Annotated in this window: 14 protein-coding genes; 9 read left to right on the forward strand and 5 right to left on the reverse strand. The window is 47.8% G+C overall.

Annotated elements, in window-relative coordinates; all coding sequences use genetic code 11:
* The first annotated feature begins 315 nt into the window (after positions 1 to 315).
* Both EXY25_RS01390 and EXY25_RS01400 read left to right on the forward strand, forming a co-directional pair.
* The gene (locus tag EXY25_RS01390) at positions 316 to 1,776 is read left to right on the forward strand and encodes a DUF1501 domain-containing protein (RefSeq protein WP_114336827.1); all 1,461 of its coding nucleotides are present in this window, start codon (positions 316 to 318) and stop codon (positions 1,774 to 1,776) included.
* Positions 1,776 to 4,580 (forward strand): DUF1800 family protein, encoded by a 2,805-nt coding sequence (locus EXY25_RS01400; RefSeq protein ID WP_165419216.1) that lies wholly within the window; start codon positions 1,776 to 1,778, stop codon positions 4,578 to 4,580. The genes EXY25_RS01390 and EXY25_RS01400 overlap by 1 nt, the downstream gene beginning before the upstream one ends.
* 110 nt (positions 4,581 to 4,690) lie before the next feature.
* On the opposite strand, the gene rlmF is transcribed toward EXY25_RS01400, so the two are convergent.
* Complete coding sequence (rlmF, locus tag EXY25_RS01405; RefSeq protein WP_130565465.1) at positions 4,691 to 5,662, reverse strand: 23S rRNA (adenine(1618)-N(6))-methyltransferase RlmF; 972 nt, start codon at positions 5,660 to 5,662, stop codon at positions 4,691 to 4,693.
* A 400-nt stretch (positions 5,663 to 6,062) separates the two neighbouring features.
* Between rlmF and EXY25_RS01410 the strand changes: the two genes are divergently transcribed.
* The 5 genes from EXY25_RS01410 (at position 6,063) to EXY25_RS01430 (ending at position 9,817) form a co-directional block, all read left to right on the forward strand.
* Complete coding sequence (locus EXY25_RS01410; protein WP_130565466.1) at positions 6,063 to 6,731, forward strand: cupin domain-containing protein; 669 nt, start codon at positions 6,063 to 6,065, stop codon at positions 6,729 to 6,731.
* A 118-nt stretch (positions 6,732 to 6,849) separates the two neighbouring features.
* Positions 6,850 to 7,452 carry a YceI family protein gene (locus EXY25_RS01415; protein WP_165419217.1) on the forward strand — a complete coding sequence of 201 codons (603 nt, stop codon included), beginning with the start codon at positions 6,850 to 6,852 and terminating at the stop codon, positions 7,450 to 7,452.
* A gap of 441 nt (positions 7,453 to 7,893) precedes the next feature.
* Positions 7,894 to 8,583 (forward strand): aquaporin Z, encoded by a 690-nt coding sequence (gene aqpZ, locus EXY25_RS01420; protein ID WP_114336822.1) that lies wholly within the window; start codon positions 7,894 to 7,896, stop codon positions 8,581 to 8,583.
* A gap of 358 nt (positions 8,584 to 8,941) precedes the next feature.
* Complete coding sequence (locus tag EXY25_RS01425; protein WP_114336821.1) at positions 8,942 to 9,229, forward strand: putative quinol monooxygenase; 288 nt, start codon at positions 8,942 to 8,944, stop codon at positions 9,227 to 9,229.
* Between the two features lie 33 nt (positions 9,230 to 9,262).
* On the forward strand, positions 9,263 to 9,817 hold the full coding sequence (locus tag EXY25_RS01430) for a thioredoxin family protein (protein ID WP_130565468.1): 555 nt from the start codon (positions 9,263 to 9,265) through the stop codon (positions 9,815 to 9,817).
* A gap of 19 nt (positions 9,818 to 9,836) precedes the next feature.
* Here the strand turns inward: EXY25_RS01430 and EXY25_RS01435 are convergent, their stop codons facing one another.
* Complete coding sequence (locus tag EXY25_RS01435; protein ID WP_130565469.1) at positions 9,837 to 11,102, reverse strand: Kelch repeat-containing protein; 1,266 nt, start codon at positions 11,100 to 11,102, stop codon at positions 9,837 to 9,839.
* A gap of 319 nt (positions 11,103 to 11,421) precedes the next feature.
* Here EXY25_RS01435 and EXY25_RS01440 point away from each other — a divergent pair, with 319 nt between their 5' ends.
* The gene (locus tag EXY25_RS01440) at positions 11,422 to 12,579 is read left to right on the forward strand and encodes an ABC transporter substrate-binding protein (protein WP_246019508.1); all 1,158 of its coding nucleotides are present in this window, start codon (positions 11,422 to 11,424) and stop codon (positions 12,577 to 12,579) included.
* Positions 12,580 to 12,624: 45 nt separating this feature from the next.
* Here EXY25_RS01440 and EXY25_RS01445 read toward each other — a convergent pair whose 3' ends face one another.
* Positions 12,625 to 13,551 (reverse strand): DUF1684 domain-containing protein, encoded by a 927-nt coding sequence (locus EXY25_RS01445; RefSeq protein ID WP_114336817.1) that lies wholly within the window; start codon positions 13,549 to 13,551, stop codon positions 12,625 to 12,627.
* A 140-nt stretch (positions 13,552 to 13,691) separates the two neighbouring features.
* On the opposite strand from EXY25_RS01445, the gene EXY25_RS01450 reads away from it, so the two are divergent.
* Positions 13,692 to 14,057 (forward strand): cupin domain-containing protein, encoded by a 366-nt coding sequence (locus EXY25_RS01450; protein ID WP_114336816.1) that lies wholly within the window; start codon positions 13,692 to 13,694, stop codon positions 14,055 to 14,057.
* A gap of 254 nt (positions 14,058 to 14,311) precedes the next feature.
* On the opposite strand, the gene EXY25_RS01455 is transcribed toward EXY25_RS01450, so the two are convergent.
* On the reverse strand, positions 14,312 to 15,475 hold the full coding sequence (locus EXY25_RS01455; protein ID WP_130565470.1) for a lipase family protein: 1,164 nt from the start codon (positions 15,473 to 15,475) through the stop codon (positions 14,312 to 14,314).
* 25 nt (positions 15,476 to 15,500) lie between these two features.
* Positions 15,501 to 16,025: DUF4198 domain-containing protein (locus tag EXY25_RS01460; protein WP_165419218.1), on the reverse strand; the 525-nt coding region annotated here is incomplete at its 5' end.

Genomic DNA, 16,025 nt, shown 5'->3' on the forward strand with positions numbered 1-16,025 from the left:
TCAAGCCCTAGCATTATCACTTTCGTATTGCCTCTCTTTACTCGCCTATCATTAGGTGATTGCTACCGCTAACAGTCTAACCCATTGAAAAATTGTGGATTTATCCGCCTGTCTACAGCCCCTATTTGTGTGATATACATCTCAATACCTGAAAAGTTGATTGATTTTCAACCGGCTCATCATTCATCTTACCTCGCCAACGTAACATCTTAATAACATTAGATTAACATTGTTCAAGCGCTTCTTGCTGCACAGAAACAAGCCTTTTTGTTTTTTACGTCAACAACAAATACTCATGCTTATATGGATGATTTCATGAAAACTAAAATGTCTCGTCGAGACTTCATTATACAGTCAGCACAATCAGCGGCAGTGGCTACGGCCGCTGTATCTATTGGCTTGCCGGGGCTGCTGCAAGCGGCCGAGATGCAGAATGCTGATGCAGGTGATGATTATAAAGCGCTGGTATACATTTTTCTGGCTGGTGGTAACGACAGTTTCAATATGGTTGCCCCCAAGGAGGATGGTGTACTTCGTACGCGGTATGAAGAGAGCCGACAGAATGCTGCTCTTGCTAAAGAAGATCTTGTTGCATTGAATCTATCCGAGCCGCCGCAGATTTATAATGATGAAAGTTACGATGGCTTCGGCATGCACCCACAGTGTACTGATATGGCCGATATGTTTAATGCTGGCGAAATGGGAGTTATCTGTAATGTGGGTAACCTACATGAGCCAACATCTCGGGAAGAATTTTTAAGCGGTACGGTTACATTGCCGCCACAACTTTTTTCACATTCTGATCAGCAAAGGCAGTATCAAAGCGAACCAACGTCGCGCTTTAGCTATGGCTGGGGTGGACGTGTAGCTGAATTAGTAAGTGATAGGAATCCTGATTCGAAAGTTTCTCCGTTGATCTCTGTTGCGGGCCTTAATCCATTTCAAGTAAGTCGCGACTCTGAAGTAAATACATATGTGTTGAGTGATAAGGGACAGGTCAGTCTCAGAGGTTTTTTTGCTGAACGCGAAGAGATGGTTGAGGCATATATGAATGCGGGCTCTTCGCATTTGATGTCGGAAAAGTATCAGCAGACCTTTAGATCAGGCATCACTGCGGGTGCGGTAGTGGCTGATGCGTTCAGTATCGCTGAAGCAAATAATACTGATTACGACGGGATATTCAGTGCGACAGGTGCTGATACAACGACTGTTGGCCGACAGCTGAAAACGGTGGCAAAAATGATCGCCGGACGAGCGAGCAGCACCAATCAGCGTCCGATTTTTTTCGTCAAGATGGGCGGATTTGATACCCACCAAAATATTTTGGCTGATCACAGTGCGTTGATGGAAGACCTCAACGCGGCGCTTAAATCATTTCGCGATGCCTTAGTGAGCCAAAATGACTTCGATAAAGTTCTGAGCTATGTCGGTTCAGAATTTGGCCGTACATTTACGCCAAATGGCAATGATGCCGGTGCTGGCACAGACCACGGTTGGGGCGGGCATGCGCTTGTTTTAGGCGGAGCTGTGAATGGAAGTCGCTTCTTTGGTACACATCCTGATTTTCAGATGGGGCAGGGCTTAGATGCCGACAAGAACAAAGGTCGAGGGCGATGGATCCCAACAACCGCAACGTCACAATGTTCGGCTGTACTCGCCCATTGGTTGGGCACCCCTATGGATGAGTTGAGTTCGGTTTTTCCGTCGATGACTAACTTTCCCGACCCGTTTGCAGAGAGCACTAATTTGAATTTCTTAAATATGGGAGACGCGTAATGAATGGCTCTGTCTTGTTGCGTCTTCTGGTCGTTGCTTGGTTAGCATCAGGTTTGATTGCTTGTGGTGGTTCCGGTGGTAGTGACGACGATTCGGTTATTGTGCCCACGCCAGATCCTGATCCGACCCCAACACCGGACCCTGATCCAACTCCGGACCCTGATCCGACACCGGACCCTGATCCAACGCCGGACCCTGATCCGACACCGGATCCTGATCCGACACCGGACCCTGATCCAACGCCGGATCCTGACCCAACGCCGGATCCTGACCCAACGCCGGACCCCGATCCGACTCCGGACCCTGTGCCTGTAACGGTTTCTATATCAACTTTAACTGCTGAGGCGTATGAGCAAAGCAATGATATAGCCAAATTTATTGTTGAACGGGACAGCACCAACGGTTCATTCGCGCTGCCTTATCTCGTGGCCGGATCATCAGACCAAACCGAGGGCTCTGCATCTGCTGCTGACTACGAGTTGGTTTACAGTGATGGTGGTGTTGTCGGTGCTGAAATTGAATTTTTGCAAAGTCAGAACCGGCGGGTGATTGAAGTTCTCCCTCTCCGTGACGGCTTGCACGAGGTGCCTGAAACCTTGTCGATAACCCTAGTCGCAAGTGAAGAGTATAAATTGGGCGCTAACAAGACCGCTGAAATTGTCATTAGTGATGCCAAAAACACAACGGAAAACGCCAAAGTATTTATTGGTTTGTTCGGGCCTCAAGGCGAAGCAGTAACGACAGCAAGCGGCACCGTGAGTCTTATTTTGCAAGGTGATAATACCAAGGCAAAACTCAGCTATAACTTCTTCAATTTGAGCTCAGTACAAACCGATCAACATATTCATTTGTCACCATCGGGCACAATGATTAAGGATATCGAGACCTTAGGCCCATTAACTGGCTTTGAGTGGGATTTAGTCCCAGGTGGCATATTTGTTACCCGACAGGAGATGTTAGATGCTTTGTTTGCTGGAGAGTTGTTTTTAAATATCCATACGTCAAATTATCCAGCGGGCGAGATCAGTGCCCATTTTCGTTACGATGAAAGCGTAGAACCGCCAGAAGAGATGGAGTTAACGCCGGAAGATGTTGACCGGGATATTATTCGGTTTTTGACTCAGGCCACGTTCGGTGCAACACCAGCAGAGTATGAGGCATTGCGCAGCCAAATTGATTCAGCGGGAACGAATCGACTACAGGTTTATGATGCCTGGATTGAAGCGCAAATGATGGCGCCACAGACCTCTTTGTTAGCTTTGACCGATGCTTCTAATTCCGCATTTGAAACCCGAGGCTTTGAAGATCGCCAAGATGGTTTTTGGACTATAGCCACTTATGCTAAAGATCAACTGCGGCAGCGGATGGCTTTTGCATTAAGTGAAATATTGGTTGTTTCAGACTCGGTAAATATACTGCGTAATGCACATCGCGGACTGGCCGATTATTGGGATTTGTTAGGCCAGAATGCATTTGGCTCATACCGGGATCTACTTGAAGATGCGTCACGGCATGCGACCATGGGGCAGTGGTTAAGTCACCTACGTAATAAGAAAGCCGATCCTGCTAGTGGTTATTATCCCGATGAAAACTATGCCCGTGAAGTGATGCAGCTATTTAGCTTTGGCTTGGTGCAACGGCAAAAGAATGGCGCTATCCGTCTAGGTAGTGATGGGCTTCCTGTTGCCACATACGACAATGAGGTCATTCAACAGATGGCTCGGGTCTTTACCGGCTTGGCCATGAGCGCCCGGAATATTGATGGAGAGATGGTCGACAATACCCAATTTGGTTTGGGCGGCGGCGGGGTGCCAGAGACTCAATATCGTTGGACTGAGCCGATGAAGTTCTTTCCTCAGCATCATGATTTTGGTGAAAAAATACTGTTTACCGATCAGGGTAAAACCTTGATCATCCCCGCTTCAAGCGATATGTCTGCAGAGGGTGCCGATGAGGAACTCAGTAGCGTTATTACGGCTTTAGCGAGCCATTCCAGTGCTGCGCCTTATATTGGCCGAATATTGATACAGCGTTTGGTGACGTCCAATCCTAGTGCTGGCTATATTAAGCGAGTGTCTGATGCTTACGGTACGTCGGGTAATCTCAAGGCGATGGTCAAAGCGATCCTATTAGATCCGGAAGCCCGTAATCCGAGTGTGACGGCATCATCTACATTCGGCAAAGTGAAAGAGCCGATACTGCGAGCGACTGCGTTGATGCGACTCTTAACTGCACATTCAAGTATTCCGTTAGACGATTCTGAAAATGGCTTGAACTATGAATTTGCGGATCGCTTTGATGCGGGCGCCACCATATTACGAGTAGGCAACTTTGATATCGGCCAGCGAGCATTAGGCGCTCCGACAGTCTTTAATTTCTTCCTGCCGGATTATTCGCCTGCCGGGGAACTAGCTGCCAATTCGTTGACCGCGCCAGAGTTAGAGCTAATGACCGAATCCCGTCAGTTTGCGACCTTGAATGCATTCGATAAGCTGATTGGCAATGGCTTGGTGCGAGGTACTGTCGATGATAGTGGTTCATATACCCTAGATCAGGCGAGGGTTAAATTAGATATCAGCCACCTAGAAATGCTTTGGGAAGGCAGTGACGGCGACGACGAAGTGAAAGCAGAGGCGGTGGTCGACTATCTCGATTTCTATCTAAATGCAGGCGCATTCGCAGTATTAGACAGTGAAACCAAGTCGATCATCGTATCGACGCTGGCAGACGCTCGCGAGTCAAAACGTTTTAATCTAGCGGTCTATGGCATGGTAAATGCGCCAGAGGTGCTAGTGCAGAAGTGATACAGCGAGACTTCTCATAGAATGAGCCTCCAATGGAGGCTCATTCTATTTCGGCTGAGACCGCCTCGTGCATCAAGATTATGAAGATGACAGCTTTCAGCGCTGCTACGTTAGCGGTAGGTCCAAGCTAGTACCCGTGTGATCTTATTGCCTTGAGCCATCTCTATCTCTCGAATGTCAGAAGCACCAAGCTTGCGCAGCCATTGCTTCGCGGGTTTTACATTGTCAATTTTGGATACCAAGCTACTGAACCAGCGGCATTGAGATGAATAGTCGCGGCTCTCCTTGATGAGTTTTTTGAGAAACATGCGTTCCCCCCCTTTGCACCATAGCTCTGCCTCCTGCCCACCGAAATTTAGAGCGGGTGAGGCAATGTTAACTTTGCCTGCGGCATCGTCGACGCCCCGATGACGAGCGAGATTGTTTAGTTTTTGCTGACTGCCTTTACGTGCTTCTTCCGGTGAAGCGTGAAACGGTGGATTACACACGCTGATATCGAAAATATCACCGGGTTTAATGATCCCTTTGAAGAATTGATTCTTATCAGTCTGTAGGCGCACAGAGAAGCGCTCTTTTAGTGATGGATTGTTGTTGATGATGGTGGCGACATTATCCAGTGATTGGGAATTGATATCGCTGCCTACGCAGTGCCAGTGGTAAGTTTGGCAAGCCAGTATCGGATAAATGCCACTGGCACCGGTGCCAATATCTAGCATGGATATTGTCGGCCCGTCTTTGGTTTGATCCTTTGATGGCTCATCAATGCCAAGTAACTCAGCGACATAATGGATGTAATCTACTCTGCCGGGAATTGGTGGACACAGAGCGCCGTCAGGGATATCCCAATCCGTCGTATGGTAGTAGGTCTTTAGTAGCGCAGCATTGAGAGCTTTTACTGCCTTTGGATCGGCAAATAGAATGGAAAGGTTGCCGTGTGCGTTGGGCTTAACGTGGGGGGCCAGTGGCGGATAACTCTTCACCAGAAGAGGAAAGTCATACCCTCTTTTGTGTTTATTCCTCGGGTGTAGTCCTTTGCTATCTGTGCGGGATTGACGTTTATTTCTTGACAGGTTTTTGCGCAATGTCAGGTGTCCGAGGTGATTGATGAAAGAGCGGATATCCTACTTAACTGGATTATACCGCGATTAGCTTAGCGCTGTGTGAGTAACTAAATGGTTGTTGCACTGACTAAAGAGCCTTCTTGGTAACCACAGGATTATAACTAAGTGAGCGGTCATGCTAATTTTCGGTCTGATATTAAAAGTACTAAATGAGTCAGCTTATGTCATTGCTGAGACGCTGAGAACGAATAATCGGCAGCCATTGATTTGTAGTATTGGCAGCCTTTGCCTTTGCTTTTACTGTGCAGGTGCAGGTGCAGGTGCAGGTGCAGGGCTGTGGCTAATCAGTCGATTTGATGACGTGGCAACTACTAACCGCATCCGGAGAGTGTGACATTTTGAGTAAGCGCAGGGGTAACAGATGCTGAACATGAACTTTAAACAAGCAGTGGTGATTAACGTTGCAGAGTTGGATTGGATCGCCAGTCCCTCTGTTGGTGTGCTGCGTAAACCTCTGGCGCGTGATGATAAGGAGGCGGGACATGTGACCAGTATCGTTAGGTATGAAGCTGGATCGTGCTTTAGTCCGCACCCACACCCTTTAGGAGAAGAGATTTTTGTACTCGACGGTGTGTTTTCTGATGAGAGCGGTGATTATGGTGCGGGTACATATTTGCGTCACCCACCAGGGAGTGCCCATGCACCGTTTAGTGAGCAGGGGTGTACCATTTTCGTTAAGTTAAACCAGTTTGATAGCCGCGATGGGCAAACGGTACGTATCGACACTTCGACGACCCCGTGGCAACCGGGTATTGGTGGCTTAGAGGTGATGCCGCTGCATCAATTTGAACATGAGCATATTGCTTTGGTCAGATGGCCTGCGGGTGAGCGCTTTCAGCCCCACCGTCACTTTGGTGGCGAAGAGATATTGGTTTTATCGGGCGAGTTCAAGGATGAGCACGGTAGTTATCCTAAGGGCACTTGGATAAGAAGCCCGCACATGAGCCAGCACTATCCGTTTGTTGAAGAGGAAACAATTATCTTGGTGAAAACCGGGCATTTGCCCTTTGATCCTCACGGCATCAGTTGAGATTGTTTTGTAGGATGCCGTTAAAGTTAGGGTACTATGTTGAGTATATTGACGGTATTGGCGCAAGGTATTTGCTTCTGCTGCCTCTAGTCAAATGTGCGATGGTAAGGGCATGACGATGAAAAGTAGATTTTTGATATGGTGTTTGGCGCTGTTTATTTCGGCCCCAGTGTTGGCTGAATGGCAGCTGATGAACGACCAATCGGTAGTGAGTTTTGTCTCGATAAAGAAAAATTCAGTTGGTGAAGTTCATCAGTTTAAGCAAATCTCGGGTAGCGTTGCGGAAAGTGGTGCGGTCAATTTAGCGATTGACCTTAGTAGTGTCGAAACCAATATTCCGATAAGAAATGATCGCATGAAGGAGCTGCTGTTTGAGGTGGCCTCCTTTGCTACCGCTGATGCTAGCGGGGTGATCCCCATTAGCCGCTTTTCTGCGATGAACGCGGGAGACAGTTACAATCTGTCGGTTCCGTTGAGACTGTCACTGCATGGAAAAGAAAAACAGTTTACCGCAGAGCTGACGATGACCCGCCTTAGCAAAGATAGATTGTTGGTGACCTCATTTAAACCTGTAGTGATCTCCGCTAAAGATTTTAACTTAGAGGCGGGTATCGAAGCGTTGCGAAAAATAGCCAATTTGTCGGATATAGCGACAGCCGTACCGGTTTCCGTTAGTTTGGTTTTTCAGCGGCAAAGACGTGTTGGAAGACAAATTAATTAAGTCAGTAGGCTGATGACAAACCGCGTCTGATATTGCACCTCCTTCCATTGTTAGCCCCTTCGGGGGCTATTCTATTTGGTCAACTGACTATTTTGCCACCCAAACTTATATGTCCCCGTTGATAACCCCCTAATTGCACTGCTTGCACAGGTCAGGCTGGCGATGGCCGCTGGTGGCCGATGTTAAATCATCGAAGTCTGTGTGTTTGCTTGGTGCAATGACTCCTCTCGCAACAAAATTGAGTGGTGGCAGCCCGCATCCACTGGATCATAGGAGTAATACTCTTTATGCCGGCATGGATCAGCATTCAAATCGGTAATTACCGAGATAACATGCTGAATTAGCAACCCATTCCTGAAACTTCCTTCTACACTTGAATCTGTTGTGCGGTGGAATGCGCATAGCGTCAGGGTTGAAGGATTTTATATAAGGGTTGAACGGATGAAAAAATATATTGCGGAACTGGTTGGTACATTCTGGCTGGTACTCGGTGGTTGTGGTAGCGCGGTATTGGCGGCTGCATTTCCAGATGTGGGTATTGGTTTGCTTGGTGTATCGCTGGCGTTCGGTTTGACGGTACTCACGATGGCGTATGCCATTGGCCATATTTCCGGATGTCATCTTAATCCTGCGGTTTCTATTGGTCTTTGGGCCGGAGGGCGTTTTCCGGCAAGTGATCTACTGCCATATATTGTCGCTCAGGTGATTGGTGGCTTAGCTGCGGGTGGTGTGCTGTTTGTTATCGCCAGTGGCGCTGTCGGTTTTGATGTTTCCTCTGGTTTTGCTTCTAATGGTTTCGGCGCACATTCCCCCGGTGGTTACTCATTAACCGCGGCGCTGGTGTGCGAAGTCGTGATGACCATGATGTTCCTATTTGTGATTATGGGCTCTACTGATTCCAGAGCGCCTGCTGGATTGGCTCCCATAGCTATTGGCTTGTGTCTGACGCTTATTCACTTGATCTCTATTCCGGTGACAAATACCTCGGTTAATCCGGCACGTAGTACCGGTGTCGCGCTTTATGTCGGTGATTGGGCCGTTAGCCAGCTGTGGCTATTTTGGGTCGCTCCCATCGTTGGTGCGGTGATTGGTGCTGTGATCTACCGTTTTGTTGCCAGTGGTGATGAATAGTTATTAACGCGCTATTTAGCTAAAAATCCCGTCATTGCGCGGGATTTTTAGTTGTGCCTCTGCTTGGCTACCTACCACTAATAGATATTGCGCCTGTCGGCATCATTCGTAGCAGAGTGATGACGGATCATTATTAAAATATATTTGATAATGATTCATTATTTTCCCTATTTTAATAGTCTCAATTAAAAACTATGCTTTCATCTGTTGGCGCACCGGCGACCGGATGACCACCTTGGTCCAAGTAATAAAGCGTTTATGCTGGGTAAGCGCAGAGGTGTTTTTCGTGATTAAACGAAGCGTACTCATGGCTGATTAAATCAACCCACATAAGGGTTAACCCGAAGAGGAAACAGAGATGGCCCTAACTATCGTTGCTAATATTATCGCTAAAGCAGAAAAAGTAGATTTAGTGAAAGCCGAGCTTTTAAAGTTGATTGATGTCACCCGAGCCGAGCAGGGTTGCATCAACTATGACCTGCATCAGGACAATGAAAACCCAGCACACTTTATGTTTTATGAAAATTGGGAAACTCGTGAATTGTGGCAGACCCACATGGGCAACAAGCACTTGGCTGACTACATGGCCGCAACAGAGGGCGCTGTAGACGAATTTACACTCAATGAGATGACAATCGTCTCATAGGTTGGCCTGTTCGAAACATGGAGAATTTGAGCGATGCTACTTGATACACCTATCTGTGACTTCGGCTGGAAAGCGCCAGATTTCACCTTACAAGATATTGATGGCAATCGTTTTAGTATGCGTGAACAGCTCGGCGATAAAGGCTTATTGATTGCTTTTATATGTAACCATTGCCCTTATGTTCAGCGCATCGCTGAGCGTTTAGCACAAGACACCGACCTATTGATGGCTGAGGGGATTAATGTGTTAGCGGTGATGTCCAATGACTACCAATCGGTTCCGGCTGATTCGCCAGAAAATATGAAAGTTTTCGCTAAAAGATATGGCTTCAATTTTCCCTATTTAGTGGATGAAGATCAATTAGTTGGACAGGCATACGGCGCAATCTGTACGCCTGATTTCTTTGGTCTGAATTGCCACGGAGAGTTGCAGTACCGTGGCCGGTTAGACGATGCTGGAATGGGAGATCATTCGGGGCGGGTTGCCGAACTGCTAAATGCCATGAGAATGATTGCGGAGACAGGTGTGGGGCCGAAAGAACAACACCCCAGCATGGGGTGTTCAATTAAATGGCGTGACACAATGTAGCCACTTTGGTGATGACTGTTTAGCGAAAATGCTCAGAAGCATAGCGCCAAACATCATTATCAACCCGGAGATAATTGGCAGGATCGGAGAAATCGAAGGTCTCCCGATCCCCGCCGAATGTATAAATTGCCTGCGTTTGCCCCCAATATCCCTGTTTGTCGACTAAGACCGCGAAATCGTATTTAATCTCACTGGGGCTGAGGCTATTCCACGGAGAGTCGCTGACTTTCCGCCAGTGTAACCCGTGGCGACTTACCCAAATATCTTGCGGGTTTTGCGGCAGGCCAAAACCACCGAAGCAGACAATATGATGGTACAAAGTTGCACATTGATGACCTGGACGCGCTGACCAAGCTGCATCTGCGGTTACTAACTCCCAGTTCTTGCCATTTCGAGATCGCCATACATCATTGAAGTAGGGTGGTTTACAGTTAGGCTGGGGCTGACAAAGAAAGCCATTTTCACCCCCTAGCAGGTAGATATAGCCATCTTTGGTTAACGCTACAGCGCCTGCTCGAGGTTCCCATGGTGCATTGTCGGTGAGCTGTTTCCACTCTTTACCATCGCGACTACTCCATACATCATTAAAGTATTTTCGTGCGGGGCCGTTGGGGCCGACAATCGCTGTGTCGTCGTTTTTGGAGCCTGCGATTACAAATATTCGATTGCGCATGGCGACAGCACTGAGCCCTGCGCGGCCTTGCCACGGTGCGTTGGCCGTCATCAACTGCCACTCTTTGCCATTTTTACTCCGCCACACATCATTAAAAAAGTCCGATGAAGGCATCTGCTCCTGACATGTTGGGACATCGTTGGGGCAGGGGGCCAGATTGAAATTCTGCCCTCCCAATACATAGATATAGCGGCCTTTGGTGACGGCTTTGAAGTAAGCTCGGGCTGGCCAATGCTCCTGGTCATTGCTACCGACAACCTGATCCCAGCTTATTCCTTTGTCTTGGCTGACCCATACATCCCCCCAAATGACACTATCGCCTGGAATGGTAGAATTGTTCGGTGTTCTTCCCCCCATAAGAAAGAACTTTCTGCCTAATTTAACGACTTGCAGTCCGGCTCTGGGCGACCAACGCGCTGCTGCGTTTACCTCATGCCAGTGGTAATTTTCAAAGCTAAGCAAAGACTTATGCCCCTGTTTAGCTAAGTAGGAAACGATTTGCACTAATAATGCACTTGCGGTGGTTCTATCTTGATCAGCGTTACTTTGAAAGGAGGGTAAAAGCAGCAGCGTAATAAGCAATAATCGACTAATTTTCGCGTTCAAAAACATGGGAGGCCTCACCTTGTTAGGTATTCACCTCCTTGTGTCTTTATTTGCTTCTTTATCTGTTTACTGAAAACGTTGTTAAGTGGACTGCGTCAATCTAACTGACTGATAATTCCTGGTTTGATTAAAATGTAGTCAACAACGAGGAAAGTGCAACAAAGCACAAAAATGCTCTCTGGATCCCGTTTGCCATCTATGTATTGTCACAAATTGTTGAGCATCTGCCATATTAGAATGGATGCGAATACTACAACTCACACTGTCACTTGGATTGCTTCTTTTATATTCGGCACCCTCTGCCGAGCCGCTCACGTTGGCAACGATGCCGGTCAGCGAACAGCAAAACCGCGCTTTGTTAAATGAGATCATGCGGTTTCGCGAACTGAATCCGCAACACCAAGTTAGCGTTAGGCATTATGGCCATGAAGAGTACAAACGTTTGTTGCCCAGTATGTTGGCAGGGCAACATGGCGACGCCGATGTTTTCTTTTGGTTTGCTGGTACGCCAATGGATGTTCTAGCAAGCAAGCAGTTGTTAGCGCCACTGGATAAGTTATGGCCGTCAGCCGAATGGCCGCATAAGTTTTCCCCAGGTGTGTTAAGCAGCGTAAGCAGTGATGGCCATATTTATGGTTTGCCGTTTTCACATTACGGTTGGGGCTTCTACTATCAAAAATCGCTATTTAAACGCCTAGACTTGCAGCCGCCCCAAACTTGGCAAGCGTTCCTGGCCGTGGCCGAAAAGCTCATTGACGCCGGAGTCACGCCATTTGCTTTAGGTAGCAAGCACCCTTGGACGCTAGCGGGCTGGTTTGATTACTTGAATATGCGAGTGAATGGACCCGCGTTTCACCAGCAGTTATTGCAGGGCAAGGTAAGTTTTACCGATCCGCGAGTGACTAAGACGTTTCTTTATTGGCGACAACTATTAGACAAAGGCTATTTTCCAGAACGGCACGCTAGTTATAGCTGGGATGAAGTGCTACCGCTGTTCTTTCGTCAACGAACCGGCATGCTGCTTATGGGCAGCTTTTTCGTTAATCAGATCCCCGATCAGCTCCAGCCAGACATTGGATTTTTTCCGTTTCCTACCATAACGCCTGATCTGTCAGTGGGGGAGAATGCACCGACCGATATCTTGTTGGTTAAGAGAGGCGGGATGGTCAACCCTGCCGTGAGTGCGTTTCTTCGACACATGGGCGATCCCGTTGTACAGAGTCGGGTGAATGCGGCGATCATGACATTGCCGCCTCATCGAATGGCGAGCATGCCTGATAACCCTGTACTGCAAAGTAGTGCGCAGGCATTACAAGAAGCGGATCAGTTGTTTCAGTTTTTTGATCGAGAGGCATCACCTGAATTAACGAAACAGGCGTTAGATGCGTTTGCAGAGTTTATGCGCAACCCACAGGGCCTGGCGAACCTGTTAGCAAAGTTGGAACGCCAGCGTCTTAGCGAACTGCAGGAAAACAACAAGTAGTGAGCCAACTCCGCCTTAACAATACAATCTTCTTAATCGCGAGTTCTATTCGTAGTCGTAGGGTAGCTTTTCGCCTGCTGTAATAGCGAGTTCAAGGGGGCTGTCCCAAATAATTGGGCAGTTCCAGAATGTACTGTGGGCACAATTGAGATTAAACGTGTAGTTAAAATCGATGATGAAGCCTTCGCTTGGGGCTTGTGCCAATTTCACAACGAGTTCGCGTCCACCACCATAGGTGGTGTCACCATTGGTTTGGTCTTTAAACAGGAACAGCAGGTAATCAAGCGGGGGCTCTCCTGATTCGTGATAAGCCGACATCGTGACGGATTCACCGTCTAATTTGAAAGCCACAGTTCCCACTCTCACCAGTGTGTTTGTTAGCCCTTGCACCGTTTGAAAAGAGACGGTGTTAAGTTCCTCCGCTGCAGTGAAGCTGGCAGTGGTACGCATTTTGGGGTTGTAATCGTAGTAGTGGTGGCCTTTAAAGTTTTCTACTTTGGGATGGTTAGGATCACGGATAAACGCGCGCAAACCACTGTCGTGCAAGGCGCCAACGGTGATAAATAGCTCATCATTAGGAAGCGAGAATTTTTCATCCGCCGTTATTAGACGAAACTTGCCCTTTTCCGATATCAGCGCATTTTCACCATCAAATGAGAGGGTTAACCGTGAGCTGTTTGCTATCTCATTGCTTTTGTCTTCTTCCTGCCAGCGGACCTGTTCGGCACCTAGGCTGATATCTAAGCTGACTGTGTCCCCGGGGCGCATATAGCGGGCATCGCGGATATTGAGAAAAGAGTGCTGGCCATCTTTGCTGTGACTGTTCTCTTTTTCTACCCATGCTTGCCAGTTCGCCGCGTCTTGTATTTGTGCTTCCGTTAAAGGGCGTTCACAAGCACTTAATAGCAATAACGCTGAGAGGCTCAGCCCACAGATAGCTAGCTTGGGTGAAGTGGCGACACTGAACTGCATGGGGAATTTCCTTATATTTCTTGATGCAGTTTAAGCTAAAGCATCTTTTAACTGCTGACCAGCGAGAGAATTTGTCTCTGTGAACTGATTTCGATCCTAAGATTGAAGGTGAGACCTTAATCAAATGACAGGTGCCCACCATGAGAAGTCACGATTTATCCGCTGCCCTAAAAAGAACGGCTGATTGGGTGAGTGAAAACGGTGATGCTGAATTTTGGATCCTCGATACTATTGACGATGGCAGAGTATGGATGGGGCGCTTTAAAGGTGTCTCCCCCTGGACTTGCCATCCAGATGCGGATGCGTTGATCCACCAGTTAGAAGGTGAAGCTACGATTGTTGTTAGGGTCGCTGATACTAACCAGAAGCATCTGTTAAAAAGTGGCCAGTTGTTTGTGGTCAGACAGCATCTTTGGTATCGCATAGAATCAAACGGATTGTCGTTACAGTACGGTACCAACCGTGGCGAAACGCTGCATTCAGAACTACCAGAAAAGACACATTGAATAGCTAGTAAAGGCGCCACCCAAGCCCGACTGTAGGGATCGAACGAGGGCGGCTTATGGTCGACTGCTCCACTTTTTCGGCACCTGATCCCTGGTGAGTGGAGAGCGGGTATATATAAACAAGAAAATGTGCAGACAATATGCACATCTCTACGAAGACGGTTTTTTATTTAACGGGGAGTTTTTTATCTAACGGGGAGACAAGGGGCTATGGTCAATGAAAAATGACCCAACAGCCCCTTGCAGTCAAATTGCTAAGCAGGAACAGCGCTAGCAATTTGTATTGCCGATTTGGCTGATTTGAACAACCTCTCTAATGTCAGTCGCAGTACCCAACGGATAAAAGTGTATGTAAGGTCGGCAGCTTTGACCGCTTTCTTGTTTCCTGCAAATGTCAGCATACAACCGAGTAATCCCAGCTCTTGCTCTGCATAAACAGGGGACATACGGGCGATGTCTTCCAATTTTTGTGCGATCACATCGTAGATAGTTAGTGTTGTACCGATTGCCGCTTGAGCAACAACCGCTGTATAAAAGCCTGCATCTTTTAGTAATGTGATAAGCGCATTGCTGATCCGCTCTTGCCAGTAGACAGAGAAGCTGACCTGATGCCGATCACTGTATTTTAAGCGCACAGGGGTTAGTTGTTTTCCTACTGAATCTATATGCATCTGGGTGTAGTCATTAAACCGCCCAGCATTTTCGATATAGCCATCCATTTTGTGCGCTGCCGGGTTGATCCCTCTGGCACCATCCAATCTGTAATCCGCACCCGCATGAACAAATGGCCAGACTGGTACCATGGGCACAGGATCGGCACCGTGGACGCAACGGTAGATATTCTCCATTTCACCTTGCGTGCTATTGGCATAATCTTTTCGACCAACCCGCGGTGCACCGAAGGTATAGACGCTGACGGGCACATGGTAGTTGGCTCGCAGCCAGTTGGCGGTGAGGTTAGCCAGTGCGCCGCCAAGGCTATGACCAACACAGTGAACAGGGCCAAGTTTTATCCCTGGTGCGCTGAAATAGCTTGTCAGGTTCGACTTCATGGAACGGAAGTTGTGATTAAAACCGGCATGGATCCGCTTATTATTTGGCCCATTGGTAACACCGCAGTGCAGATCGGTCACGGCATCACGCCCTGACGCTGTGCCGCGAATAGCGACGATGTGGTGATTTGCATAGGGAGAGTTAGGTCTACCACGGCCAATCACACCAAAGCCAGTCTTGTGATTAAATAGACGTTCAAGTAGGGTACCGCTGACACCTTGGATCAGGTTGCCGGAGAAATCGAAATCTCGGTCGAGTATAGGTGGAGCGTCTTCGCCTACCGTGTCACGGGTAGCTAACCTTGAAGCATATGCGTAGGCAGCTGATTCTGCTGCCAGCTTGGGGCTTAGTGTGTACATAGCCATATTCGTAGTCCTTTACTCGTTATGGTTAATTAGATCTGTCGAACTCTTCAAAGAGCTTATAGTCATCATCCCAGCGACAAATGCTGGTGGCATAATAGTCGCGGTTTGGATTCTTATCGTTTTTAAACTCAAACTTGGCAAGTTTGGATGTCAGTTCGCAGTTAAGTGAAGCAAGCTTTTTTGCATATTCGGGGCTCTTTCCAATTCCTGGGTAGATTGATGTCCAGAGGCGATATTTCTGATCATTGTACTCAGCGACTATATCTTGTCGGGTATGTTCGACTGAAAACATACTGCCAGGCTTACTTGAACGGATATTGACTTCCGGTAGATTGAAAAGTCCGTTATCGTCGCTGGACACACAATCAACCTGCGCTTTGCCCTCGATAAAAGTGAGGCTACGGGTTATCTTGATACCTGCAACAGGCTTGCCCTCAAGCAGTATCTGTCCTTTGACTTCAGGACAAAGATTGACATCAAACTTCTTGAATAATCCGAACATACCGATGTTACCTGTGATGAACAAAAACAGCAGGAAGATGACGTTAAG

Source organism: Corallincola spongiicola, from assembly GCF_004284785.1.
Taxonomy (GTDB): domain Bacteria; phylum Pseudomonadota; class Gammaproteobacteria; order Enterobacterales; family Neiellaceae; genus Corallincola; species Corallincola holothuriorum.